This window comes from Polaromonas sp. YR568, assembly GCF_943369675.1.
GTDB lineage: Bacteria > Pseudomonadota > Gammaproteobacteria > Burkholderiales > Burkholderiaceae_C > Polaromonas.
On sequence record NZ_CALROB020000011.1, the window covers coordinates 24107 to 50086 of the forward strand.

Annotated in this window: 21 protein-coding genes and 1 tRNA gene; 15 read left to right on the plus strand and 7 right to left on the minus strand. The window is 63.2% G+C overall.

The genetic code is table 11. The features are described from left to right. Positions 1 to 15: 15 nt before the first annotated feature. Together ACLV8F_RS07860 and ACLV8F_RS07865 are read right to left on the minus strand one after the other, a co-directional pair. Positions 16 to 666, minus strand: coding sequence for a 3-oxoacid CoA-transferase subunit B (locus ACLV8F_RS07860; RefSeq protein WP_411883677.1), 651 nt, complete (start codon positions 664 to 666; stop codon positions 16 to 18). Next, positions 663 to 1379, minus strand: a complete 717-nt coding sequence (locus ACLV8F_RS07865; RefSeq protein WP_411883678.1) for a 3-oxoacid CoA-transferase subunit A — start codon at positions 1377 to 1379, stop codon at positions 663 to 665. Before ACLV8F_RS07865 ends, ACLV8F_RS07860 begins: the two co-directional genes overlap by 4 nt. Before the next feature lie 113 nt (positions 1380 to 1492). Here ACLV8F_RS07865 and ACLV8F_RS07870 point away from each other — a divergent pair, with 113 nt between their 5' ends. Next, the gene (locus ACLV8F_RS07870) at positions 1493 to 2296 is read left to right on the plus strand and encodes an IclR family transcriptional regulator (protein ID WP_411883679.1); all 804 of its coding nucleotides are present in this window, start codon (positions 1493 to 1495) and stop codon (positions 2294 to 2296) included. A gap of 15 nt (positions 2297 to 2311) precedes the next feature. Here the strand turns inward: ACLV8F_RS07870 and ACLV8F_RS07875 are convergent, their stop codons facing one another. Then, positions 2312 to 2533, minus strand: coding sequence for a hypothetical protein (locus ACLV8F_RS07875; protein ID WP_411883680.1), 222 nt, complete (start codon positions 2531 to 2533; stop codon positions 2312 to 2314). 191 nt (positions 2534 to 2724) lie between these two features. On the opposite strand from ACLV8F_RS07875, the gene ACLV8F_RS07880 reads away from it, so the two are divergent. Next, on the plus strand, positions 2725 to 3159 hold the full coding sequence (locus ACLV8F_RS07880; RefSeq protein ID WP_411883681.1) for a DUF1841 family protein: 435 nt from the start codon (positions 2725 to 2727) through the stop codon (positions 3157 to 3159). A 55-nt stretch (positions 3160 to 3214) separates the two neighbouring features. Here the strand turns inward: ACLV8F_RS07880 and ACLV8F_RS07885 are convergent, their stop codons facing one another. Next, a complete protein-coding gene (locus ACLV8F_RS07885; RefSeq protein ID WP_411883682.1) occupies positions 3215 to 3874 on the minus strand; it encodes a c-type cytochrome in 660 nt (219 codons plus the stop codon). A 136-nt stretch (positions 3875 to 4010) separates the two neighbouring features. On the opposite strand from ACLV8F_RS07885, the gene ACLV8F_RS07890 reads away from it, so the two are divergent. From ACLV8F_RS07890 to ACLV8F_RS07935, 10 genes are all read left to right on the plus strand, one after another. Then, positions 4011 to 4865 carry an AAA family ATPase gene (locus ACLV8F_RS07890; protein WP_411883683.1) on the plus strand — a complete coding sequence of 285 codons (855 nt, stop codon included), beginning with the start codon at positions 4011 to 4013 and terminating at the stop codon, positions 4863 to 4865. Positions 4866 to 4880: 15 nt separating this feature from the next. After that, positions 4881 to 5108, plus strand: a complete 228-nt coding sequence (locus ACLV8F_RS07895; RefSeq protein ID WP_411883684.1) for a hypothetical protein — start codon at positions 4881 to 4883, stop codon at positions 5106 to 5108. Between the two features lie 5 nt (positions 5109 to 5113). Further along, positions 5114 to 5701, plus strand: coding sequence for a GNAT family N-acetyltransferase (locus ACLV8F_RS07900; RefSeq protein ID WP_411883776.1), 588 nt, complete (start codon positions 5114 to 5116; stop codon positions 5699 to 5701). A 24-nt stretch (positions 5702 to 5725) separates the two neighbouring features. After that, positions 5726 to 6940 carry a vWA domain-containing protein gene (locus tag ACLV8F_RS07905; RefSeq protein ID WP_411883685.1) on the plus strand — a complete coding sequence of 405 codons (1215 nt, stop codon included), beginning with the start codon at positions 5726 to 5728 and terminating at the stop codon, positions 6938 to 6940. 82 nt (positions 6941 to 7022) lie between these two features. Then, on the plus strand, positions 7023 to 9032 hold the full coding sequence (locus ACLV8F_RS07910) for an autotransporter assembly complex protein TamA (protein ID WP_411883686.1): 2010 nt from the start codon (positions 7023 to 7025) through the stop codon (positions 9030 to 9032). A gap of 20 nt (positions 9033 to 9052) precedes the next feature. After that, positions 9053 to 13018, plus strand: coding sequence for a translocation/assembly module TamB domain-containing protein (locus ACLV8F_RS07915; protein ID WP_411883687.1), 3966 nt, complete (start codon positions 9053 to 9055; stop codon positions 13016 to 13018). A 70-nt stretch (positions 13019 to 13088) separates the two neighbouring features. Continuing rightward, positions 13089 to 13163, plus strand: a tRNA-Arg gene (locus tag ACLV8F_RS07920). Between the two features lie 455 nt (positions 13164 to 13618). Next, on the plus strand, positions 13619 to 16078 hold the full coding sequence (locus ACLV8F_RS07925) for an AAA family ATPase (protein ID WP_411883688.1): 2460 nt from the start codon (positions 13619 to 13621) through the stop codon (positions 16076 to 16078). 179 nt (positions 16079 to 16257) lie between these two features. Then, positions 16258 to 16599, plus strand: a complete 342-nt coding sequence (locus tag ACLV8F_RS07930; protein WP_411883689.1) for a helix-turn-helix domain-containing protein — start codon at positions 16258 to 16260, stop codon at positions 16597 to 16599. Between the two features lie 52 nt (positions 16600 to 16651). Continuing rightward, the gene (locus ACLV8F_RS07935; protein ID WP_411883690.1) at positions 16652 to 17995 is read left to right on the plus strand and encodes a type II toxin-antitoxin system HipA family toxin; all 1344 of its coding nucleotides are present in this window, start codon (positions 16652 to 16654) and stop codon (positions 17993 to 17995) included. A gap of 312 nt (positions 17996 to 18307) precedes the next feature. Here the strand turns inward: ACLV8F_RS07935 and ACLV8F_RS07940 are convergent, their stop codons facing one another. Together ACLV8F_RS07940 and ACLV8F_RS07945 are read right to left on the minus strand one after the other, a co-directional pair. Next, positions 18308 to 19132 carry an alpha/beta fold hydrolase gene (locus tag ACLV8F_RS07940; protein WP_411883691.1) on the minus strand — a complete coding sequence of 275 codons (825 nt, stop codon included), beginning with the start codon at positions 19130 to 19132 and terminating at the stop codon, positions 18308 to 18310. Positions 19133 to 19600: 468 nt separating this feature from the next. Further along, positions 19601 to 20008 carry a GFA family protein gene (locus ACLV8F_RS07945; protein WP_411883692.1) on the minus strand — a complete coding sequence of 136 codons (408 nt, stop codon included), beginning with the start codon at positions 20006 to 20008 and terminating at the stop codon, positions 19601 to 19603. 188 nt (positions 20009 to 20196) lie between these two features. Here ACLV8F_RS07945 and ACLV8F_RS07950 point away from each other — a divergent pair, with 188 nt between their 5' ends. Beyond that, the gene (locus ACLV8F_RS07950) at positions 20197 to 20682 is read left to right on the plus strand and encodes a hypothetical protein (RefSeq protein WP_411883693.1); all 486 of its coding nucleotides are present in this window, start codon (positions 20197 to 20199) and stop codon (positions 20680 to 20682) included. A gap of 178 nt (positions 20683 to 20860) precedes the next feature. Here ACLV8F_RS07950 and ACLV8F_RS07955 read toward each other — a convergent pair whose 3' ends face one another. Beyond that, a complete protein-coding gene (locus tag ACLV8F_RS07955; RefSeq protein WP_411878616.1) occupies positions 20861 to 21463 on the minus strand; it encodes a TetR/AcrR family transcriptional regulator in 603 nt (200 codons plus the stop codon). 145 nt (positions 21464 to 21608) lie between these two features. On the opposite strand from ACLV8F_RS07955, the gene ACLV8F_RS07960 reads away from it, so the two are divergent. Both ACLV8F_RS07960 and ACLV8F_RS07965 read left to right on the plus strand, forming a co-directional pair. Continuing rightward, a complete protein-coding gene (locus tag ACLV8F_RS07960) occupies positions 21609 to 22796 on the plus strand; it encodes an efflux RND transporter periplasmic adaptor subunit (protein ID WP_411883694.1) in 1188 nt (395 codons plus the stop codon). A gap of 19 nt (positions 22797 to 22815) precedes the next feature. Beyond that, positions 22816 to 25980, plus strand: coding sequence for an efflux RND transporter permease subunit (locus ACLV8F_RS07965; RefSeq protein ID WP_411883695.1), 3165 nt, complete (start codon positions 22816 to 22818; stop codon positions 25978 to 25980).

The window sequence follows — 25980 nt, forward strand, 5'->3', positions numbered from 1 at the left end:
CGAAGAGGGTGGAATTCAGGCGGCCGCAATCGGCAGGCCGACCAGTTTTTCAAGTTCGGCGTGCGTGAGGCCGTCAACCGTGTCGATCAGCTTCAGGCCCTGCGGCGTGCATGCCAGTGTCGCCAGGTCGGAATACACGCGCTTGACGCAGCCTATGCCGGTCAGCGGGTAGGTGCATTGGCTCACCAGCTTGCTCACGCCCTGTTTGGTCAGCAAATCCATCATGACCCAGGTCTGCCGCGCGCCGATCGCCAGGTCCATGGCGCCGCCGACTGCGGGAATCGCGCCGGGCTCACCGGTGCTCCAGTTGGCCAGGTCGCCGGTGGCCGAGACCTGGAAGGCGCCCAGCACGCAGATGTCGAGGTGGCCGCCGCGCATCATGCCGAAGCTGTCGGCATGGTGGAAGAAGGCGCCGCCCTTGAGCAGCGTCACCGGCTGCTTGCCGGCATTGATCAGGTCGTAGTCTTCCTCGCCTTCGGCGGGCGCCGGGCCCATGCCGAGGATGCCGTTCTCGCTTTGCAGGATGACCTCGCGGCCGGCCGGCAAGTGGTTGGCCACCAGCGTGGGCTGGCCTATGCCGAGGTTGACGACGGCGCCGTCAAAAATATCCTGCGCGACGCGGGCTGCGAGCTGGTCCTTGCTGCGGCGTTGGTAAGTCATGGTCATGCCGCTTTCTTGAAACCGCCGGCCTGCGTGGCGATACGGGAAATCTTGACGATGTGATGCACAAAGATGCCGGGCGTCACGATGGTTTCGGGATCGAGTTCGCCGAGCTCCACGACCTCGTGCACGGTGGCCACGGTTTTCTTCGCCGCCGTCGCCATCACCGGGCCAAAGTTGCGCGCCGCCATGCGGTAGGTCAGGTTGCCCCAGCGGTCGCCGCGCTCGGCCTTGATCAGGGCCACGTCGCCGTAAATCGGCATCTCCAGCACATACTGCCGGCCGTTGATTTCGCGGGTTTCCTTGGCGCTGCCGTCGGCGTTCAGCGCCAGCTCGGTGCCGAAACCCGTGGGGCAGAAAAAAGCACCTATGCCGGCGCCGGCGGCGCGTATGCGCTCGGCCAGGTTGCCCTGCGGCACCAGTTCGAGTTCCAGCTTGCCGCTGCGGTACAGGCCGTCAAACACCTGGCTGTCGGCCTGGCGCGGAAAGCTGCAGATGATCTTGCGCACGCGGCCGGCTTTCAGCAGCGCGGCCAGGCCGACTTCGGCATTGCCCGCGTTGTTGTTCACCACCGTGAGGTCCTTGGCGCCCTGCTCTATCAAGCCGTCGATCAGCTCATTGGGAATGCCCGCGGTGCCGAAGCCGCCTATCAGCACCGTGGCGCCGTCTTTCACGTCCGCCAGCGCGTCGGCGACGGAGGCGGCAATCTTGTTGATCATTCAGGAGTCTCCAGGTATGGCGGCCGCCCAAACTCACAGGCGCGCCGGCATCAATTATTGTTCGTTATTAGAACAAGAGTTCGTATAATGAATTTTAGGAGATTTCCCGCACCATGGCAAACGCCGCATCCACCCTGTCCAACGACCGCAAGCCCGGTGACGGCTATGTCCAGTCCTTCGCGCGCGGGCTGGAGGTCATACGTTCCTTCAGCGCCGACGCGCCGCGCCAGACGCTGACCGAAGTCGCCGGCCGCAGCGGCCTGAGCCGCGCCGGCGCGCGCCGCATTTTGCTGACGCTGGAAACGCTGGGTTATGTGCACAACGACGGCAAGCTGTTCAGCCTCACGCCGCGCATCCTCGATTTGGGTTTTGCCTACCTGTCGTCAATGCCGATCTGGAACCTGGCCGAGCCGGTGATGGAGGCGCTGGTCGGGGAAGTCAAGGAGTCGTGCTCTGCCGCCATGCTGGAAGGCACGGACATCGTCTACGTGCTGCGCGTGCCCACGCACAAGATCATGAGCATCAGCCTGGGCGTGGGCTCGCGCCTGCCGGCTTATTGCACGTCCATGGGCCGCATGCTGCTGTCGGCCCTGCCCGAGGCCGAACTGATGAAGTGCCTGCAGGCCTCAACACTGACGGCCCGCACCAAATACACCGTGACCGATGTGAAGGAACTCGCAGCCAAGGTCGCGCAGGTGCGCAAGCAGGGCTGGTCGCTGGTGAACCAGGAACTGGAAGAGGGTTTGGTGTCGATGGCGGCGCCTATTACCAACCGCGCCGGCCAGATGGTGGCCGCGCTCAATATCAGCGGCCAGGCCAACCGCACCAGCGCCAAGGCCATGCAGGAGACCATGCTGCCGCAGCTTTTAACGGCGGCGCAGGCGATCTCGCGCATGCTCAGCGTCCAGCGCAATTAAGCGCTGGTGGGCAAATCAGGTTTTCTTGAAACCGATGACCAGGACGACTGCGCCCAAAACCACGGCCCCCAGGCTCAGCCACTGCGGAATATTGACCGACTCTTTTTCCTTCACGGTCAGCTGGATGGGGCCGACCTTGGCGGCCGTCGTGTCCTTGGTGAAACTGAAGCCGCCGGTGAAAAAGCCGGCCAGGCCCAAAACGATCAGGACAATGCCTGTGATGCGTGCTGCGTTCATGTGAAATCTCCTCGCCGGGCTGTGAATGATGGGAGTGGCCCTGCCCCGGAACTGCGCCACTCTGTGAGTAGCAATGTAGGCACCGGCGCCCAAACTGTCTGTAGGACGCCATCAGCGCACGCTGTGTCCCAAACGCTGAAAGCACAACCCCATACGGGCATTGGAAAACACCCGCGTGATACGCTTTCCCCATGTTCACGCCCTCGCAAGCCGACGTACGGCACTTCTTCTGTTCCGTCTATGCCAAGGCCCGCGCCGGCCAGCCCATGGAGGCGATTGAAACCCTCGCCAGCCAGTGGATCGAAGAGCACCCCGAATACCATGCGGACTTTTCCGACGCTGACGCAGCGCTCGACAAAATGTACGACGTGGACGCCGGCAAGACCAACCCTTTCCTGCACCTGTCCATGCACCTGTCGATCAGCGAGCAATGCTCCATCGACCAGCCGCGCGGCATACGCCAGGCGGTGGAGCTGCTGACGGCCAAGCGCGACTCCCTGCACGACGCGCACCATGAAACCATGGACTGCCTGGGGCAGATGGTCTGGGAAAGCCAGCGCGCGGGGCGCCCGCCGGATGGCGCGGCCTATATCGACTGCGTACAGCGCAGGGCAACCCGCGACTAAGACATAAAAAAAGCCGCTTGATGAAGCGGCTTTTTTGTGTGCGGGAGATTCCGGCTTAACGGAATTTCTTCTGCGGGATGGTCTTCAGGTCGCCGTCCACCGAGGACAGGTAATTGGCCAGCATCTTGAGTTCCGGGTTGGTGTACTGCTTGGCCATGCCGGCCATGATGGCGTTGCTGCGGCCGACCTTGGGGTTGTTTTCAACCTTGTAGGCCTTGAGCGCCACAAACAGGTAGTCGGCGTGCTGGCCGCCCAGCTTGGGGTAGGCGGGGTCGATGGGCTTGCTGAAGTTGTCGCCGTGGCAGGACGCGCAATTGGCCTTGGCCAGCAGGGCCTTGACTTCGGCGCTCGGCTCTTTGGCGGCCTTGGCCGGCTCGGCGGCCACCACGCCGTCGGCGCTGTAGTGGGCTGCCAGGTCGGCGATGTCCTGGTCGGTCAGGGAGTCGGCGATGGCGCGCATCGTCGGATGTTTGCGCTCGCCTTTTTTGTATTCATTGAGCGCGGCGGTGATGTATTTGGCGCCCTGGCCCGAAATCATCGGGACCTTGTAGACCTCGGGGAAAGAGGCCTGGTAGCCCTTGATGCCGTGGCAGCCTATGCACATGGCATTCTTGGTTTCGCCGGCCTTGGCGTCGCCTTTGATCTCCTGGGCCAGGCTGGCAACCGTCACGCAAGAGACAGTTACGGCGAATATCGTGGTGAACAGCTTATTCATTTTGCGCGCACAATCAGGTGGGAATTCATCTTATAAACAACCCCGGATTATATCTGGGCCTGTTGCCCCAAGGCGCCGTCTGCCTGCAAACAACCGAGAATAGCCCTTCAAACCCGTTCACTTCCGACGCCAGACCATGAAATTCCAAGGATCCAAGAACTACGTCGCCACCCAGGACCTGATGCTTGCCGTCAACGCCGCCGCCGCCCTGAAAAAGCCGCTGCTGGTCAAGGGCGAACCGGGCACCGGCAAGACCATGCTGGCCGAGGAAGTGGCCCAGGCCCTGAACCTGCCGCTGTTGCAATGGCACATCAAGTCAACCACCAAGGCGCAGCAGGGCCTGTATGAATATGACGCGGTGTCGCGCCTGCGCGACTCGCAGCTGTCCACCGTGGACGGCGGCGAAAAGGTCAAGGACATCCATAACTACATCGTCAAGGGCGTGCTGTGGCAGGCCTTCACCTCGGAAACGCCGGTGGCGCTGCTGATCGACGAGATCGACAAGGCCGACATCGAATTCCCCAACGACCTGCTGCGCGAAATCGACCGCATGGAGTTCTATGTGTATGAAACACGCGAGCTCATCAAGGCCAGGCACCGCCCGTTGGTGTTCATCACCTCCAACAACGAAAAAGAACTGCCCGACGCGTTTTTGCGCCGCTGCTTTTTCCACTACATCAAGTTCCCCGACGCCGACACCATGAAGCAGATCGTGGACGTGCACTTCCCCGACCTCAAGAAAGAGCTGCTGACGGCCGCGATGAAAACCTTTTACGAGGTGCGCAACCTGCCCGGCCTCAAGAAGAAACCATCTACCAGCGAACTGCTGGACTGGCTCAAGCTGCTGGTCGCCGAAGACATCCCGCTCGATGCCCTGCAAAGCAAGGACGACAAGGTCGCCGTGCCGCCGCTGGTGGGCGCGCTGCTCAAGAACGAGCAGGACGTGACTCTCTTTGAGAAGCTGGTTTTCATGCAGCGCAACAATCGCTGAACGCGGGACTCACAGATGAACCAGAAATCGATGTTGCTCGAAGGCCTCTCCGACGCGGTCGGCTTTGTGGGCGGCGCGCTGCTCGGCTACGGGGCCGGCCACCTGTTCGGCTTTGATATTTTTGAGGCCGGCTACGGCAACGGCGCCATCGCCGGCATCGTGCTGGTGGGCCTGGGCGGCGGCCTCGGCCTGCAGCTGGCCAGGCGCTGGAGGAACCGGCAGAAACCCGAAGGAAAGAACTGAGCATGGTGGCTTTTGTCGAACCCGTGACACTGGAGGCGCGCGGCGTGCGCCTGGTGCCGCTCAGCCTCGAACACGAGGCCGGCCTGAAAGCCGCGGCCGCCGACGGCGAACTCTGGAAGCTGCGCATCACCTCCGTGCCCGAGCCGCATGAAACGCGCGGCTACATCGAAACCGCCCTGGCCACCGCCAACCGCTTTGCCTTCGCGGTGACCGACGCGGCCAGCGGCGAGGTGCTGGGCACCACGAGTTTTCACGACATCGTGCCCAACCTCAAGCGCGTCGAGATCGGCTACACCTGGTATGCCGCGCGCTGCCAGCGCACCCACGTCAACACCACCTGCAAGCTGCTGATGCTCACGCATGCCTTCGACACCCTGGGCAGCAACATCGTGGGCTGGCGCACCGACAACTTCAACCACGCCTCGCAGCGCGCCATCGAGCGCCTGGGCGCGCGCAAGGACGGCGTGTTGCGCGGCCATGCGCTGCGCCGCGACGGCACGATACGCGACACCGTGATGTACAGCCTGGCCGCCGGCGAATGGCCCGAGGTCAAAGCGCAATTGCTGTACCTGCTGGACAAGCCCAGAGCCTGAAGCGCCCGGCGACAGGAGTTTTCCATGCTGATCGATTTCTTCTACACCCTGCGCTCGGCCAAGCTGCCGGTCTCCGTCAAGGAATACCTGATGCTGCTCGAGGCGCTGGAGGCCGGCGTCGTCGGGCCCAACAGCGACAAGCTGGAAGCGCATGGGGGCGAAGGCGCCTGGAAGATTGACGACTTCTATTACCTGAGCCGCTGCGTGCTGGTGAAGGACGAAAAAAACTACGACAAGTTCGACCGCGCCTTCGCCGCCTACTTCAAGGGCGTGGAGATGATCGCCGACTTCACCAAGGACATCCCGCTTGAATGGCTGCGCAAAAACCTTGAGCTTGAACTGAGCCCCGAGGAAAAAGCGAAGATTGAGAAGATGGGCTGGGACGAGCTCATGGAAACGCTCAAGAAGCGTTTTGAAGAACAGAAAGAACGCCACGAGGGCGGCAGCAAATGGATAGGCACGGGCGGCACCTCGCCCTTCGGCGCCAACGGCTTCAACCCGCAGGGCATACGCATAGGCCAGGAAAAAAGCCGCAACAAGAGCGCGGTGAAAGTCTGGGACCAGCGCGCCTACAAGGACTACGACGACACGCAGGAACTGGGCACGCGCAACATCAAGGTCGCGCTGCGCCGCCTGCGCAAATTCGCGCGCCAGGGCAACGTCGAAGAGCTGGACCTGGACGACACCATACGCTCCACCGCCGCCAACGCCGGCTGGCTGGACATCAAGATGGTGCCCGAGCGCCACAACAACGTGAAAGTGCTGCTGCTGATGGACGTGGGCGGCACCATGGACGAGCACATCCACCGCGTCGAGGAAATGTTCTCGGCCGTGAAGGCCGAGTTCAAGCACCTGGAGTTTTATTACTTCCACAACTGCGTCTACGACTTCATGTGGAAGAACAACCGCCGCCGCTTCAGCGAAAAATTCCCGACCTGGGACATCATCCGCAAGTACAACAAGGACTACAAACTCATCTTCGTCGGCGACGCGACCATGAGCCCCTACGAAATCCTGCAGCCCGGCGGCAGCGTCGAATACAACAACGAGGAAGCCGGCGCCGAATGGATGCAGCGCCTGACCAACGCCTTCCCCAAGTTCGCCTGGATCAACCCCGAACCGCAAGGCGTCTGGCAATACCGGCAAAGCATCGCCGTGATCCAGCAGCTGGTGAACCAGCGCATGTACCCGCTGACCATCAAGGGCCTCGAAGAAGCCATGCGCCTGCTGTCCAAGTAACGGGCAAGGGGTAAGGGTAAGGGGCAGCGCCACGCGCCCGCCTCCTACGCAGTACGCGGAATCGCTCAAGTAAACTGGCCCGGTGACCCACCCCAGTACCCACTGCGCACGGACGGCCACCCCGGCAGGAACGACCCCCTACGCCGGCTTCATCCCTGCTTTCGCCCTCTGCGCGATCTTGCTGGCGCCTTTGGCCGCCGCGCAGACGCCTGCGCCCAAGCAAACCGCTCAAACTGGCACGGCCGCGATGGACAGCACGGCCACCCCTCCTTCAGGCGTCGTGCAGACGGCGCCCGCCCCGCCGGCGCCCCCCGAAAAAGTCACGCCCGACACCACACCGCAAGGCGCCACCGGCCCGACCAGCGCCCAGCCCGAAGTCACCGCCTTCGACATCGCCGTGCGCGCGCCCGAGGCCGTCAAGGAACTGCTGGACAAACACCTGGAGCTGCAACGCTACCGCGCCGTGACCGACCTCGACGAGGCCGAACTCGCCCGCCTGATCGTGCTGGCCGAGCGCAACGTGCGCAACCTGGTCGGCACGCTGGGCTACTTCAGCCCCAACATCAACATCACGCGTGAAGGCGCCGTCAACCAGCGCCCGACCATCGTGGTGGCCGTGGATCCCGGCCAGCCCACGACCATAGGCACGGTCGCCATCGACTTCACCGGCGACATCGCCGAATCGCCCGACCCGGCCGCGCAGGCCCAGCGCGCCGACATCCAGCGCGACTGGCGCCTGCCGGCCGGCCGGCGCTTCACGCAGGACGCCTGGGACGGCGCCAAGACCCAGGCCCTGCGCGAGCTGGTGGCGCGCCGCTACCCGGCCGGCAAGCTGGCCGGCAGCCTGGCCGACGTGGACGCGCCCGAACACAGCGCGGCGCTCAGCGTCAATCTTGATTCCGGCCCGCTCTACCGCCTGGGCCCCATGCAGGTCACCGGCATCGAACGCTACGACCCGGTGCTGGTGCCGCGCCTGGCGCGCCTGAGCACCGGCGCACCCTACGACCAGAACCAGCTCGTCGAGGCGCAGCAGCGCCTGGCCTCCAGCGGCTATTTCGACTCGGCCTATGTGTTTGTCGACCCCGACAGCGACCCCGAGGCCGCGCCCGTGCAGGTGCAGGTGCGCGAGGCCAAACTGCAGAAAATCGTGCTCGGCGTCGGCGTGACGACCGACGCCGGCCCGCGCGCCTCCATCGAACACACGCACCTGCGCGTGCCGGGCACCAACTGGCGCGCCGCCACCAAGCTGCAGATCGAAAAAAAATCGCCCTTCGCTCAGACCGAATGGACCTCCATTCCCGATGAAGCCAACTGGCGCTGGCTGGCGCTGGCGCGCGCCGAGCGCGTCGATGACGACACGCTCGTCACCCGCTCCAGTCGCCTGCGCTTCGGCCAAACCCAGTCCGGCGAACGCATAGACCGCAACGTCTACCTGCAGTACGACAGGGCCAGCGTCAGCGGCAGCGGCCAGACCGGCACCAGCGCCGCCGACACCGGCGACGGCTCGGCCCTGACGGCCAATTACGTCTGGACCGGGCGCTACTTCGACAGCCTCATCGCCCCCAACAAAGGCTACGGCCTGGGCTTTGAACTCGGCGCCGGCAGCACCATGGGCGCGCAGCACCTGCCCCTGGGCCGCGTCGTGGGCCGCTGGCTGGGCATAGTCCCGCTCGGGCGCGGCCGCATCGCGATGCGCGCCGAAGGCGGCGCCGTGGTCGCCAAGGACTCCGCCCGCATCCCCGGCACCCTGCTGTTCCGCACCGGCGGCGACACCACCGTGCGCGGCTACGGCTGGCGCGACATCGGCATCAAGCTGGACAACGGCGCGACCGGCCCCGGCCGCTACATGGCCGTCGGCAGCGTCGAATACCAGCGCCCCATGATGAAAGACGGCCGGCCCAGCGACTGGGAAAACACCTTCTTCATCGACGCCGGCTCCGTCGCCGACAACCCCAAGGACATGAAACCCTCCGTCGGCATAGGCACCGGCGTGCGCTGGAAAAGCCCGATAGGCCCGCTGCAGATGGACGTCGCCTACGGCGTCAAACCCAAGGCGCTGCGCCTGCACGTCACCGTGGGATTTGTTTTCTGATGGACACGCCGGCCAACACCATGGCTCCGCCTGAGCCAACCCGCCCGGCACGCCCACCCCGGCGCGGCTGGCGCATTGCCGCCTGGACGCTGGGCGGCATCGCCGCGCTCATCATCGCCATCACCTGCGCCGCCTGGTGGTGGGCCGGCACCGACGGCTCGCTGGCGACCGCGCTGCGCTGGATCGCCCGCTCGCAGCCGCTGAGCGCCGAACGCGTCACCGGTTCGCTGCGCGCCGGCGGCCACGTCGACCAGCTGGTCTGGCAGCAAAACGGCCTGCGTGTGGACGTGCGCGACGTCACCCTGGCCTGGCAACCCTGGTCACTGCTGCACGGCATCCTCAAGGTCAACCGCCTGGCCGCCGCCAGCGTGCAGGTGGACGACCAGCGCCCGCCCTCCACCACGCCCTCGGTGCCGCCCTCCGCGCTCGGGCTGCCGCTGCCGGTGCTGCTCGAAGGTTTCTCTGTCGACCAATTGCAGTGGACGGGCAAGGCCGCGTTTTCCGCCTCGGCCATCACCGGCAACTATTCCTTCAACGGCCTGGCGCACCAGCTCGAACTGCTCAGCGCGCAGGTGGCCCACGGCCGCTACAGCGGCAAAGCCTCCCTGTCTTCACTGGGCACGCTGCAACTCGATGCCAGCCTCGCGGGCGCGCTCGATGCACCCCTGCCCGGAGGCAAAACGCCTATCCCGCTGGCCTTCACCGCCACGGCAAAAGGCCCGCTCACCGAACTGCTGGTCAAGGCCGACCTGCAGATGCGCGCACAGACCCCAGCCCCGGCCCCGGCCCCGGCAAAAAAAATGCAATTGCAGCCGCAAGCCAGCGCCACCGCCCGCGTCATGCCCTGGGCGCCGCAGCCGCTGCCGCAGGCTGACGCGACCTTCCGCGACCTCGACGTCGCCGCCTTCTGGCCCGAGGGCCCGCAAACCCAGCTGACCGGCAGCGCCAGTGTGCGCCCGGCCGACAGCAGCCCGGTTTCAGCCACTTCGTCAGCTTCCGCCTGGCTGCTGCAACTCAAACTCGCCAACGCCCAGCCCGGCCCCTGGGACCAGCACAGGCTGCCGATAGACCGGCTCGAAGGCCAGGGCGAATGGCGCGACGGCGCGGCCCTGGTGCGCACGCTCAAGGCCCAGCTGGGCGGCGGCGAACTGCTCGCCAGCGGTGAATGGGACACGGCCCGCGCCGCACCCGCCACTGCCCCGACGACACCCGCCTGGAAACTGCAAGCCACCTTGCAACACGTCAACCCCGCCCTGCTGCACAGCCAGCTCGCACCGCTGCCGCTGGACGGCAAGGCCGAGGTCCACAGCCAGGGCGCGGCCATCGCGTTTGACGCGAACGTACAGGCCGCGCGCAACGATGCTGCGAACAGCAAAACCAATCCCCTCGGCCCGCTGCGCCTGCGCGACGCCAGCGCCACCGGCAGCTGGAACCCGCAGCAGGCCGGCGGCACCCTGGTGCTCTCGGCGCTGCGGGTGCGCAGCGACGACGCCGAACTGAGCGGCCAGCTTGAAGCCCAGCCCGCCGCGCAAGGCGGCAAAGGCAAGCTGGTACTCACCGCGCCCGGCATCGACGCACAGGTGCAAGGCGAGCTGCGCCCCACCAGCGGCAAGGGTAATTTGAGCCTGCGCGGCCGCGACATGGCCCAAGCCCTGCGCTGGCTGCAAAAGCTGCCCGGCATGCCCGCCGCGCTCAAATCCGCCTCGGCCGCCGGCAGCGCCGAGCTGCAAGCGAACTGGCAAGGCGGCTGGCATGACCCGGAATTGCAGGCAAAGCTGGACCTGCCTTCGCTTGACTGGCGCATGGCGGCGTCAACACCGGCCACGACCAGCGCCGCCCCCACAACGGCAGACGCCAACCTGATCAAAATCCGCGCTTTCCAGGCCACACTCTCGGGCCGCCTGAGCCAGGCGCAGTTCAGCACGCAAGGCCGCGTCGAAACCGGCACACGCCGCTACACGCTGCAACTCGCAGCCGAAGGCGGGCGCATGGGCGCCACGCGCAACACGCCGCTCGCCGAATCCGCCTGGCAAGGCCTGCTGCAGCAATTCAGCGTCAGCGTGCAAGACCCCGCCCTGGGCAGCGGCGCCTGGCAGCTCAAGACCCGCAATGCCGTGCCGCTCAAATGGACGCCCGCGCGCAACGGCGGCGCATTTGAGAGCGGCGCCGGCGAGGCGCTGCTGATCGCGCCTGCTTCCGGTGCGGCCGGCGCTTCGGCTGCCACAACGCCCTCGCAAGCCACGCTCGCCTGGCAGCCCGTGCGCTGGCGGCCGGGCATAGAACTTGTCAGCGCCGGCAAGCTCAGCGGCCTGCCGCTGGCGTGGATAGAGCTGCTGGCCGGCCCGCAAATGGCAGGCGCGGGGCTGGGCGGCACCCTGCTGCTCGACGGCGACTGGGACGCCACGCTGGGCGACACGCTGCGCCTCAAGGCGAACCTCGCGCGCAGCAGCGGCGACATCACCGTGCAGGCCGAAACCGCGCAAGGCATGTCGGCGCGCGTGGCCGCCGGCGTCAAGGAAGCACGCCTCTCGCTCATCAGCGAAGGCGAAGCCGTGACCCTGGCCCTGCGCTGGGACAGCGAACGCGCCGGCACCGCCGACGGCCAGCTGCGCACACGCTTGGCCCGCGTGCCCGCCGGCGGCTGGACCTGGCCCGGCGACGCGCCCCTGGCCGGCCAGCTGCGCGCGCAGCTGCCGCGCATAGGCGTCTGGTCGGTGCTCGCGCCGCCCGGCTGGCGCTTGCGCGGCTCGCTGGGCGCCGACGTCGCCATCAGCGGCACACGCGCCGCGCCGCAACTGGCCGGCGACCTGCAGGCCAACGACCTGGCGCTGCGCTCGGTGGTCGATGGCATTGAATTTGGCAACGGCAAGCTGCGCGCCAAGCTCGACGGCACACGCATGCGCATTGACGAGTTCACACTGCAGGGCGCCGGCGACAAAGGCACGGGCGGCATCCTCACCGCACAGGGCGAGGCCGGCTGGGTCGACGGCAAGCCGCTGGTCCAGCTCAGCGCAAAACTTGAGCGCCTGCGCGCCAGCATACGCACCGACAGGCGCATCACCATCTCCGGCGAAGTGCAGGCCAGCCTCAAGGGCCAGCAGACCGAACTCACCGGCAAGCTGCTGGTCGACCAGGCCCGCATCCTGCTGCCCGAAGAAGGCACGCCGCAACTCGGCGACGACGTGGTGGTGCGCAGCACCCGCGGCGCCGCAGCCGGCCAGAAGGCCCCGGCCCAGGCCAGCGGCGACACCGTCGAGCGCGAAGCCCGCCCCTTCAAGCTCGCCGTCGAGCTCGACCTGGGCCGCGACTTCCGCATCCAGGGCAAGGGCCTGGACACCCGCGTGCAAGGCACGCTGGCCCTGAGCGGCGAGACCCTGCGCGACCCCCGCCTCAACGGCACCATACGCACCGCCGACGGCCAGTACCGCGCCTACGGCCAGCGCCTGGACGTCGAACAAGGCGTGCTGCGCTTCACCGGCGCCATCGACAACCCCTCGCTCGACATCCTCGCCATACGCCCCAACCTCACCCAGCGCGTCGGCGTGCAGATCACCGGCACCGCCCTGCTGCCCCGCGTGCGCCTGTATGCCCAGCCCGAACTGCCCGATGCCGAAAAACTCTCCTGGCTGATCGTCGGCCGCTCCTCCGCCACGGGCGGCGCAGAAGCCGCGCTGCTGCAACAGGCCGCCCTGGCCCTGCTCGGCAGCAAAAGCGGCGGCATGTCAGGCGGCCTCGCCGCCTCGCTGGGCCTGGACGAGCTGTCCTACCGCGGCGCCTCCAACAACGCCGACGGCAGCACCACCGAAAGCGCCATCACCCTGGGCAAACGCTTCTCGCGCAATTTTTATGCGTCCTATGAACGCACGATCTCCGGCGCGCTGGGCACGCTCTATGTGTTCTACGACCTCTCGCAACGCTTCACCGTCCGCGCCCAGGCCGGCCAGCAAAGCGCGGTGGATTTGATCTTCACGGTGCCGTTCGACTGAGGCGTCTCCCGGGGGGGCGGGATGGGCCATCATCCACCGAATACAATCACCGCTTCTCTCCAAGAGACGTGCGGCCATAGTTCAATGGATAGAACGGCCCCCTCCTAAGGGGCAGATAGGGGTTCGATTCCCTTTGGCCGCACCAGGACCTTGCTTCAGATTTTTCAAGGTCACATCACAACCCGCGTGTTCATTGAGCATGGCGGGTTTTTTGTTGCCACAGTTAAGAAGGACCCACCATTCAATGAGGGGGGCCCAGTGCTACCTCGTAGGTGTTCCGGTTTGCAATCAAGCAAACGAAGAAATTCCCCCAAGAAAAATTGCGTCTTCCCATTAGCACTTGAGTCAAGAACATCCTCAAATCGCACCACGGAGTGTATGGATCTGCCTCGAGGTACGCTGCCGCTTTCGAAATTTTGTTGCCTCGATTCTCTGCCACGTAGCCAACTTCGTGGCCTAGGACAGCGCTTGCTGGACTCATACGTGATCGTGCCTATATAGAAGGCGTCAAGGCAATCTAATAGAAAATACTCCTAGTCATGAAGACTCTCCACTATTCAAAAATCAACTACCAGGTAACTAATTCAGAAGAGAACTCCTATGGCAGTAATGATTCCATCTTGCGGTCCAACTGAAACGGAAAGCTTTGGCGAGCGACAAGCGTATTACCTTCTTCGGGACCAACTCTCCGATGAATTCACGGTCATTCATAGCCTGCCGTGGCTTTGTTCGGCAGCATCTCAGCTCAGCGATGGGAAGCCGCCCACAGGCGAAATTGATTTCTTAATCGTTCACCCGCAGCTAGGCGTTATAGCTCTAGAAGTGAAGTCTGGAGCTTACAAATCGCCCGGTCTGGTGTTCGTGCACGTAAAAACAGGAAGAGTCGTTCCCGTTGTCGCGCAGACGCGAAATAACGTCCATGGACTCGCCAGATGGCTGGGGCAATCACCGGCCCTACGAATCAGGATTGGGTATGGAGTAATTTTCCCCGATAGTGATTTCACGGGGCAAGAGATTGGAGCAGCCTTACTAGATCGCAGTGTTACCCCACCTGCCAAACTGTATATTGGCCGCACCCAGATGCCATTACTTGGTGCGGAGGTCGTACGAATGATGACGTATTGGTCCCTCGCCCTGAACAACCCACCACTTGGAGCAGAGAAAACCGCGCTTCTTATAAATAGTCTCTGCCCTGGTTTTGACGGAACACCGGATTGGAGCGCAAGAGTCTGGTTCGACAACAAAATGTGGTTGAGGCTGACGGAGGAACAGGCTACCGTAGTCAATAGCGCGACTCGCTCCAATCGATTCGTTCTAACTGGATGGCCAGGGACAGGTAAGACAGTTATAGCCATCGAACTAGCACGCAGGATGATGGCTGAAGGACTGAGCGTTTTGATCCTGACTTTCAACAAGCTTCTGATGCAGTACTTGCGTGAACAATTTCATCCGAAATATCACTCAGCCATCTCTACCTGGCACAGCTTTGCGATGTCTGCCGCGAGGAGCATCGGGAAAGATGAGTTTGAGGAAGATTGGATGGACAAAGGCTGCATCGATGATGTTCGTTTAGCGGAGCGAGCTGGACGACTGAAAAGCTATGACGTTCTGCTAATCGACGAGGCGCAAGCGTTCAAACCCGAATGGTGTGAATGGCTTGCTCAATGGCATGACAAAAAGAAGTTGATTGCCTTCTGCGACGAAACTCAGATTTTTTCTTTTGAAAAAGAACGTGTTTCCATTGAGAAACTCTGCGCAATCATCAACGTCGATCAGCCGTTCTCTTTGAGTATTTCTATTCGATCGCCTAGAGCTGTGTTTGACCGACTTACAACTGTTCTACCGCCATCACTCCAGATGTTCTCCCCTAGGGAGCACGAAGCTGATGCCATTAGCGAGAGGTTGTGCATTGATATGCCGCAGGCCTTAGCCGAGACGTTGCAGTATCTCCGCGATCAAGGAATTGCCCCAACGGACATTGTCATACTCAGCAAATGGGACATGGAGCCTCCCGAAGGCGTGAGATCTGAAACGGTATCCAGATTTCGAGGTTTAGAAGCCCCTGCAGTGATCATCTGGGGAGCGCAACAGATGGATGATGCTGAACTGTTCTGTGCATACTCCCGCGCAACTACGCTCTGCATTGCGCTCTATGACGCAGAGGTTATGGGATGCGTGGATCAAATTGACAAGTTTCATACCTCGCTTCTACAGATTCCGGAACACGCAGCTTCTGCGTCCAAAGCAAGAATCTCTGCCCAACCGAGATCCATTCTTGCGGCGGCTCTCAACTGCGAATGGTTTGAAACTAAGAGCGCCCATATTGGTTGGTGCCACGATTGGAGCGCTTGGTTGATCGAAGGCGTTGGTTGGCCAAATGCTTCTGGATTCTGGGTTGACTATTTCTCTCTTTACCATCCTTGGCCAATTTTCGAATGGAGTTCCGACTCCATTCGAAAAATTGATGTGACTGGGAACCGCTCTGACATTTTTGACGAAGACTTCAGGCGTGGCTCGCGCACACCCTTGCCGTGCGAATTATGTAAAAAGCTTACTCCGCACTATGTGGACTTTAGGGGTCAAGAGCATCTTCATAGGTGTGACTTTTGCAATGGGTATTTTCCGAGAATCGACGCCATTCCTGACGCGAATCTAGTCGCGCAAGTAATGCGGTACGACAAGATTATTTCTTCCTGTGAACCGAAGGCCTTTTCGAAGGAAGAAATTGCCGGCCTACCGCTATCACTTGCGGCGTATGCCGCCTGGTCCTTCTCCTTCGTTGGAGGGAGTGGTCACATTGGATATGGCGAGGACCCCGGGGGGAATCGATTGATTTATCGAGCAGCACTTGCGTTCGGGATATCCAGAGCTAATTGGCTAAAGCGGGGGCAATCAATAAACGTAGTTGTAGAAGCAAGAAAAATCTTTGACCGATACGTCATTCATCCATCACTCGGCTACGAAAAGTGGCACCACTCCTATGCCAATGCCATGTCGACGTTAATGGGAAGAAAGCTACTGAAGAAAGTCTCGAAGGGGACCTATGCACTACCTGACTAATCGCAGATAGTTACCACTTTCTCCCTACAGTGGGGGCCATTTCCAGTATTAATAATCTTTAAACCAATCACTAAGCTCATAAAGCTTGATTAATCGATCATATATTGACCATAAGTCAATACCGATGTAACATGCTCGTTAAATCAATCTTTATCAATAGAACGAGTGATTTGACGAACATGAAAGTAAACCAATCGGCCATCCTCAGCCCCCAGCTCGCGCAGGAGACTGCCCACCTCGGGCATCTTCTTGCGCGCCTGCGCCAGGCACGCAAGGTCAAACAGGCCGACGCGGCGCTGCGCGCGGGCTTTTCGCGCAACACCGCCTACCGCCTTGAGAAAGGCGACCCCGGCCTGGCGATTGGGCAGGTGCTTCGCTACCTCGATGCCATCGCGCCGGGGACAACACTGGCAGACCTGTTGACTGAAACCGACCCCGCGCTGACGGCGCTGCAGGCCCGGGAATCGACAAAGCGCGTTCGCGACCTGAGTGCCGCCGAACTCGACAAACTGAATTTCTGAATTCATGCGCGCACCGCGCGGTGCCATCTATCTAAAGCAAAGCGGAATTTTTATGGCGGCTAAAGAACTGGAGCTGATGACCTTCGCCTACTTGAACGAGGCCTGGGCGCCTTGCGGGCAGCTCACGATGACGGAGCAGGGCTCTGAACTCCTGGCATCGCGCTTTGCCTACGGCACGAAATACCTGGCTCGCGCTGATGCACTGGAGGTGGACCCGGTCAGCCTGGCGATCCGTGGGCCGGAGCCCGTGAAGGGCAAGCAGTTGCTGCCGGTCAACAAGCTGCTGAATTTCGGCGGCATCCGCGACGCCGCGCCGGATTCCTGGGGGCGCCGGGTCATCGAGGCCAAGCTCAAGGTGCCGGCAAACAGCCTGGCCGAATCACAATACCTGCTGCATGCGGGCAGCGAGAGAGTCGGTGCGCTCGACATCCGTTCCAGCATCGCTGACGGGCCGACGGGCGCCGCAGGAGGCGTCCATGCGCTCAGCTACTTGATGGAGGCAGCGGAGCGCATCGAGGCCGGAGAGGATATTCCCGCCAGCCTTGAATACATATTCGAAGTTGGATCGGGACTCGGCGGCGCCCGGCCCAAAGCGTCCGTGCGCGACGAGAGCGGCGCCCTTTGGCTTGCGAAGTTTCAAAGCAGGAATGACGCCTTCGACATTCCCGCGGTGGAATGCGCTTCGCTGGTGCTCGCGCGGGAGGCCGGCTTGAACGTGCCCCCGGTCAGTACTCGCGTGCTGGGTGACCGCCGCATCATGATGATCCGGCGTTTCGACCGCTACTGGCTGGCGCAAGGAACACAGCCCACCGCGGAAACAGACTTGCTGCTAGCCCCCGCCGAGGGCTTGACCGAGCGCCGCATGGGCTTTGTGAGCGGGCTGACATTGGTCGGATGTGACGAGACGGAGTCGCGGACAAAATCCTACGCCGACCTGGCGGCCGCCGTGCGCCGACACTGCCATCCAGGCGTGATTCGCCCAGACAACGAAGAACTCTTCAAGCGCATGGTGTTCAACATCTTCACCAGCAACGACGACGACCACCTGCGCAACCACGGATTCCTGTGGGACCCCCGGCTGCCGGGCTGGCGGCTCAGCCCGCTTTACGACGTGCTGCCGCGGCCCAGCCTGGCGACCGAGCGCTTTCTTCATTTGGGAATCGGGCCCCAGGGCCGCCTCGCGACACTCGACAACGCGCTGGACGGGCACGCGGTGTTCTCCTTGAGCCGGGCGCGTGCCGGCGAATTGATGGATGAAGTCTGGCGGGTGGTCCGGCAATGGAAGGTATCGTTCGAGCGCTCGGGCGTACCGGCCGGCGACATCGACAGGATTGCACCCGCGTTCAGGCACCTGGACGATATCAGCACCGCGGACACGCGCAAGCTGTTGCCCTGATACCCGAGGCATCAACCAACGCGCTCCCGAATCAAGGCCTCGCACGGCACAAGCCTGGGCGTCTCATCCAGCGCCTCCGCATGATGGCTTCCCCATTCACTCAATGACTCCAGGATGGGCCGCAGGCTTTCCCCCAGTGGCGTGAGCCCTTATTCAATCCCCTGGCTGTCGACGGCGCTGGGCTGCCGGCTGACCATGCCGTATTCCCCCAGCGCGCGCAGCTACTCGATCCACACCTTCTGCGAGATGCCGGTTATGCGGCCCTCCAGGCCGCAGGCGCGTTGCGGGCCATCCAGCGGCCGCCTTCATGTGTCAGGACTTCGCGAATGCCAGCAGGTCGGCGTTCAGCTTGTCTTTGCTGGTGTCTCCCAGGCTGTGCGTGCCGCCCGGGTAAATTTTCAGGGTCGCGCCCTTGACCAGCTTCGAAGAGAGCATGGCCGACGCGCCTATGGGAACGATCTGGTCGTCGTCACCGTGGATGACAAGCGTCGGTATATCGAATTTTTTCAGGTCCTCGGTGAAGTCGGTTTCAGAGAATGCCTTGATGCAGTCGTAGGCATTCTTGTGGCCGGTCATCATTCCCTGCGTCCACCAGGACTGGATCAGCCCCTGGGACACCTTGGCGCCGGGACGGTTGAAGCCGAAGAACGGCCCGCTCGCCACGTCCAGGAAGAACTGGGCACGGTCCGCTAGATACGCCTGGCGAAAGCCGTCAAACACTTCCATCGGGAGTCCTCCCGGATTGCTCGGGGTCTTGAGCATGATAGGCGCAACCGCGCCCATGAGGACAGCCTTGGCTACCCGCTTCGTGCCGTGGCGGCCGATGTAGCGCGCAACTTCGCCGCCCCCCGTGGAGTGGCCGATCATGGTGACGCCTTTCACATCCAGCGCGGTGAAAAGCTCGTTGAGGTCGTCCGCATAGGTGTCCATGTCGTTTCCGTGCCAGGGCTGGCTCGACCGGCCGTGCCCGCGGCGGTCATGCGCGATGCAGCGAAAGCCGTTGGAAGCGAGGTGGAACATCTGCGCCTCCCAGGCGTCGGCATTGAGCGGCCAGCCGTGGCTGAAGCTCACGACGGGACCGGTTCCCCAGTCCTTGTAATAGATCTGCGTGCCGTCTTTGGTGATGAACGTGCTCATGGAAATCCTTTCGTGTTGTTCAAGATGAACCGCCTGCCCGGATGAGGTGGCAGGCGAAGATTGTGCGGCGAATGCCGCGACAGGGAAAGTGGCGCCAGGTCCGGGATGGGTTTCATCAATTTGTAAAAAAGAAATGCTGTAGAGCGATAGCGCTATGTTGCGATCAGAATCTTCAGATCGCATCGTCCTTAAGTGGTAATTGTTCGTTTCGCGAAAGAGAATGGACCCAGCCCGTGTCCACGGGGCGACATGGACAGCGCCGGGTTCAAGAAACACCATGTCGACATGGGGTGCCGGCCAAGGTGAGGACGGCGTTTCCCAGCGCCGTCATCTCGTGCGGCGGCTTCACAGCCGCGAGGGCGCCCAGGGCGAGCTGGGCATACGGACTTTCCGTGCAATCAGGAAGCTAGGGCTGAATGCACGCTGCCTTGAGTGTGGTGGTGATACGCAGGCAAAGAGATTCACCTCTCATGGCTGGCCATCAAAAGCCTTAATTTCCGCCGGCAACGCCACCCATGAAAGACAGCGTTGCGTCCAGATCTGCCGCTGCGGGGCGCCTAGGTCATGACGCTGTTTCAGCGTACCGATGCGAAGTGAGTACACCTGCGGGTTCTCTTCAGCGCAGGCATACAGGGGACTGCCGCAGACCTCGCAGAACGCGAGCACCCGCTTTGATCCACTGGCCGCGGTCTTGATGTAGGTGCGGGGTGTGCCCTTCACCAGCCGGAAACCGTTTGCAAGCGCCGGGATGTTGGCCCGGAATGCGGAGCCGGATTGGGTCTGGCAATCTGTGCAATGGCAGACCGTGATGGTGCCCGGCTGGACTTCCGCTTCGTAGTGAATCGCGCCGCAATGGCATTGGCCTTGAACTTTCAATGGCATCTCCTGAGGGCCGCTTTGGCCGTTTCCGGCCGATGGTAGCCGGTTCGGGCCTGAAGCTGAGTACAGAGTCGGCCTCGGTGTGACGCCTTCGCCGCTTCCTACGCCCGCTCGGGTGCTTTTCCCCTACTTCCATAAAGCAGGCCCGAGCACGATGGCTCAGTAATACCTCCATGGGATAAAACATGAAAGATGACAGCTTGATCTTCTCCGCCCTCATAGGCGCGGTTGCCAGTGCGCGCTCGATGACGCCCATGGCCACCATCGCGGCGGCACGGCTGCTGAACCGTCGCACGCCGGGGCAGCTCGTCCTGCTGGACCGCCCGCTGTTCAGGAACGGCGCCCTGGCCATGGGTGTGGGCGAACTGTTCGGCGACAAGATGAAGAGCGCGCCCGACCGCACGGTCTTTCTGGGGCTGCTGGCGCGGGTGATGAGCGCGGGCATTGCGGGGGCCGCATTGGCGCCGCGTGGCCGTGAGCGGGCTGGTGCCTTGACGGCGGTTGCGACCGCCGTACCGCTGGCCTATCTGACGCTGGCGGGCCGCAAGCGGGCGATGGCAAGCATGGGCCAGACGCGCAGCGGCTTGATCGAGGACGCGCTGGTGGTGGCCGCCGGTGCGGCGATTGTGGCGCTGGCGGTCAGGCCGTCAAACGGTTTGCAGTCACGATAAGCGCTCCTTGGCCTGGACGACATCAGCACTGCGCAGGTCCAAATGACGATGGATGTTTTCGTAGATCAAGACACCACGCCGTTCGGGCAAATCCTGTCAAAGCCCTGCGACAGGCCGGGGCGAACGGTCGTGAGGATTGGCCGTGATTCAAGCAAGTCTCCATAATGGCCGCCGGTATTCATGGGGTATACGCATCCATGAAAACCGCCACCGCGCGGTCAACCATCTGTTTGATCTGCTGGCGCGTGTGTGACGCCGTCACACCCATCAGGGTGCGATGCTGGGTCTCGGCCGTCAACAAAGCCGACAGCTGCATGGCCGCAATCGATGCGTCCGCCTTCTTGAGCCGGCCGCTGTCCATCTCGGACTGAAGGAAAGCCGCGATCAGGTCTTCGCCGCGTTTGGGCCCCAGTTCAAAAAAACTGCGGCCTATGTCGGACTGGCCGGATTGCGCGACCACCATACGGTAGGTACCCGCGGCCTCCGGTGTGCAGACGAATGACAGGAACTTCTCGCCGAAGCGGCGCAGCATGCGCGGCAAGTCGTCGCTACCGGGCACAAGTTCATCGAAGGCCGGTCCCAGCTGGCGCATTCCGGCGTAGTTGGCGACTTCCAGGAAAAGGTGCTGCTTTGACGGGAAGTAGCCGTACAGCGTGACCTTCGAGCCGCCCATGCGCGCGGCAATCTCATCCATCGACGTGCGTTCGTAGCCCATTTCCTGAAACACCTGCGATGCGATTTCGAGGATGGACTCGCGCTTTGCCTCTGTTTTTACTCTCACGTCAATGCCTTTATTTTGAACTGATGAGTTCATTATCTCTTGACATCAAGAATGGGTCAATGCCTATAATATACTCATCAGTATGTTTATACGGTGATTTTCCTGGATTGATTCCGGCATTTCGCCATGTTCAAGGAGCTTTCCCATGCCTTCGATTCTTTCCCTGCCCCGCGGGGCCGCATTGCCGGTTCTGCTGTCGGTGCTGCTGGCGGCCTGCGGAGACCCGCCGAACGGCGCCCCGCCCGAGGCCTCGGGGCCACCGCAGGTCAGCGCGCTGGTGGTGCAGCCGCAGCGGTTTGCATTCAACACCGAACTTGCGGGCCGCACCGTGCCCTACCAGATTGCCGAAGTGCGCCCACAGGTCACGGGCCTGGTCAAGACGCGCAATTTCGAAGAGGGAGGACTGGTGAAAGCCGGCCAGGCGCTGTACCAGGTCGATCCGGCGAGCTACCAGGCCAGCTACGACAACGCCCGTGCCGCCCTGGACAGGAGCGAAGCGAATGTGCATTCGACGCGGCTGAAATCACAGCGCTACAGCGAGCTGGCCGCCATCAAGGCGGTCAGCCAGCAGGACCAGGACGACGCATCGGCCGCACTGCAGCAAGCCGAAGCCGACGTGGCCGGCGCCAAGGCGGCGCTGGAGAGCGCGCGAATCAACCTGGCCTACACGCGTGTCGTGTCGCCGATCTCGGGGCGCATCGGCAAGTCGTCGGTGACGCCCGGCGCGCTGGTCACGGCAAACCAGGCGGCGCTGCTGTCGACCGTGCAGCAGCTGGACCCCATTTATGTGGATGTGACCCAGTCGAGCAGTTCCGTGCTGCGGCTCAAGCATGCGCTGGCGCAAGGCCATCTGAAGCGCGGCGGCCCGGATGCCGCGGTCGTCAAGCTGCTGCTGGAAGACGGCAGCACCTATCCGCTGAACGGCAAGCTGCAGTTTTCCGACGTGACGGTCGATCAGGGGACGGGTGCGATCACCCTGCGCGCCGTGTTTCCCAATCCGAAGGCCGACCTGCTGCCCGGCATGTATGTGCGCGCCGTGGTGGAGGAAGGTGTGAGCGACCAGGCCCTGCTGGTGCCGCAGCGGGCGGTCAGCCGCGACGCGACCGGGAAGGCTGTTGCCTTTGTGGTCGGCGCCGATGGCAAGCTTGAATCGCGGGCCATCACCACCGAGCGCGCCGTCGCCGACCAGTGGCTGGTGACGGCCGGCCTGAAGGCGGGGGACCGCCTGGTCGTCGAGGGGCAGCAGAAGGCGCACCCAGGCCAGGTGGTCAAGGTCGCCGCGCCGCCGGCCGCACCGGCCAGCGCTCCCGTTGCGCGCGTGGCCGCGAACTGACTTCCAGGAGATTTACACCATGGCTCGTTTTTTCATAGACCGCCCGATCTTTGCCTGGGTGCTCGCCATCATCGTGATGCTGGGAGGCGTGATGGCCATCAAGGTCCTCCCCATCGCGCAGTACCCGACCATCGCGCCGCCGGCCATCGCCATCTCCGCCAGCTACCCCGGCGCATCGGCCAAGACGCTGGAAGACACGGTGACCCAGGTCATCGAGCAGAAGATGAAGGGCCTGGACCGGCTGGCTTACATCGCGTCCACCAGTGAATCGTCGGGCGCGGTCACCATCACGCTGACTTTCGAGAACGGCACCGACCCGGACACCGCCCAGGTGCAGGTGCAGAACAAGCTGGCGCTTGCCACGCCGTTGCTGCCGCAGGAGGTGCAGCAGCAAGGCGTGCAGGTCACCAAGTCGGCGAACAATTTCCTGAACGTGCTGGCTTTCGTGTCCAGGGACGGCAAGCTCACCGACGCCGATCTGTCGGACTACGTCGCGGCCAGCGTGCAGGACGCGATCAGCCGTGTCGAGGGCGTGGGCGACACGACACTGTTCGGGGCCTCGTATGCGATGCGCATCTGGCTCGATCCCGGCAAGCTCAACAGCTTCAAACTGACTCCGCTGGACGTGAAGAACGCGATCCAGGCGCAGAACGCCCAGGTCTCCGCGGGCCAGCTCGGCGGCCTGCCGGCAGTGAAAAACCAGCAGCTGAACGCCACGATTACCGCGCAGACACGGCTGAAGACCGCCGCCGAATTCGAAGCGATCCTGCTGCGCACGCAGGCCGATGGCTCCGCGGTGCGTTTGAGCGACGTCGCCCGCATCGAACTGGGCAGCGAGAGCTATGCCACCGTCGGCCGCTTCAACGGCAAGCCCGCCGCCGGCCTGGCCATCAAGCTGGCGACGGGCGCGAACGCCCTGGACACGGTGCGCGGCATCGACGCGAAGATCGACGAACTGAGCAAGTTCTTCCCGCCCGGTGTGGAGGTGGTCAAGCCTTACGACACCACGCCTTTTGTGCGCATCTCCATCGAAGAGGTGGTGAAGACGCTGATCGAAGCCATCGTGCTGGTCTTTGTCGTGATGTACCTCTTCCTGCAGAACTTCCGCGCGACGCTGATCCCGACGATCGCGGTGCCGGTGGTGCTACTCGGCACTTTTGGCGTGCTGGCAGCCTTCGGCTATTCGCTGAACACCCTGACCATGCTGGCGATGGTTCTGGCCATCGGTTTGCTGGTTGACGACGCCATCGTGGTGGTGGAGAACGTCGAGCGGGTCATGAGCGAAGAAGGGCTCTCGCCGCTCGAGGCCACACGCAAATCCATGGGGCAGATCACCGGCGCCCTGGTGGGCGTGGCATTGGTGCTGGCGGCCGTATTTGTGCCGATGGCATTCTTCGGCGGCTCGACGGGCGTGATCTACCGCCAGTTCACCGTCACCATCGTCTCGGCGATGACGCTGTCGGTGCTGGTCGCCATGATCCTCACGCCGGCGCTGTGCGCCACGCTGCTCAAACCGGTGGGAAAAGGCCACGCGCTGGCGACCACCGGCTTCTTCGGCGCGTTCAACCGCCTGTTCGACCGCGGCAACCGCGGCTACCAGGGCGTGGTGCGCCACATGCTGGGCCGCGGCTGGCGCTATATGGCGGGCTACGCGGTGCTGGTGCTCGCGGTTGGCTTCGTGTTCGCGAAGATTCCCGCCGGCTTCCTGCCGGATGAAGACCAGGGGTCCCTGTTCGCGCTGGTGCAGCTGCCGCCCGGCGCGACGCAGGACCGCACGATGAAGGTGATCGAGCAGGTTGAGCATCACTTCCTGGTGGACCAGAAGGATGCGGTCGATTCGATCTTCACGGTGGCGGGCTTCAGCTTCGCCGGCAGCGGGCAAAACGCGGGTTTCGCCTTCGTCAAGCTCAAGCCCTGGAGCGAACGCACGCGCCCCGGGCTGAGCGCCTCGGCGGTCGCCAGCAAGGCGATCAGCCGCTTTTCGCAGCTGCGCGATGCGACGGTGTTCGCTTTTGCGCCGCCGGCAGTGTCCGAACTCGGCAATGCCAGCGGCTTTGATTTGATGCTGCAAGACCGCGCCAACCTCGGCCATGATGCGCTGATGCAGGCCCGCAACCAGCTGCTGGGTGCATTGATGAAGGAAAAAGGCCTGGTCGCCGTTCGGCCCAACGGCATGGAAGACACGCCCGAGTTCCGGCTCGACATCGACGAGCACAAGGCCGGCGCGCTGGGCCTGACGATGTCCGACGTCAACAACACCTTTTCGGCGGCCTGGGGCAGCAGCTACGTCAACGATTTCATCGACAAGGGGCGCGTGAAGAAAGTGTTCCTGCAGGCCGATGCGCCGTTCCGGATGCTGCCGGGCGACATCGACAACTGGTTTGTGCGCAACGCCGGTGGCGCGATGGTGCCCTTCAGCGCGTTCGCCAAGGCCGGCTGGACCTCAGGCTCTCCGAGGCTGGAACGCTACAACGGCGTGCCTTCGGTCGAGATCCTCGGCATGGCCATGCCCGGCGCGATGTCCAGCGGACAGGCACTCGACCTGGTGGAGCGCCACGCGGCCAAGCTGCCCGCCGGCATCGGCTTTGAGTGGACCGGCATCTCGCGCCAGGAGCGCGAAGCCGGTGGTCAGGCCATGCTGCTGTACGCGGTATCCATCCTTGTCGTATTCCTGTGCCTGGCGGCCTTGTACGAGAGCTGGTCCATCCCGTTCTCGGTGATCCTGGTGGTGCCGCTGGGTGTGCTGGGTACGGTGATCGGTGCGCTGCTGGCCTGGAAGATGAATGACGTCTATTTCCAGGTCGGCTTGCTGACGACCGTGGGCCTGGCGTCGAAGAATGCCATCCTGATCGTGGAGTTCGCGAAGGACTTGCACGCCCGGGGAATGGGCCTGGTCGAGTCGGCGCTCACTGCGGCGCGTATGCGTTTGCGGCCCATCCTGATGACCTCGCTGGCGTTCATCCTGGGTGTCCTCCCGCTGATGCTGGGCAAGGGCGCGGGGGCCGGCGCGCAGAACGCGCTGGGCACGGCCGTGGTCGGCGGCATGGTCTCGGGCACGGTGCTGGCCGTCTTCTTCGTGCCGCTGTTCTTCGTGGTCGTGCGCCGACTGTTCGACAGGAGGCCCAACGCCGCTGCCGCACCACCGGTGACGCATACCGAAACCCCTTTGCTGGAAGGCCGTTGA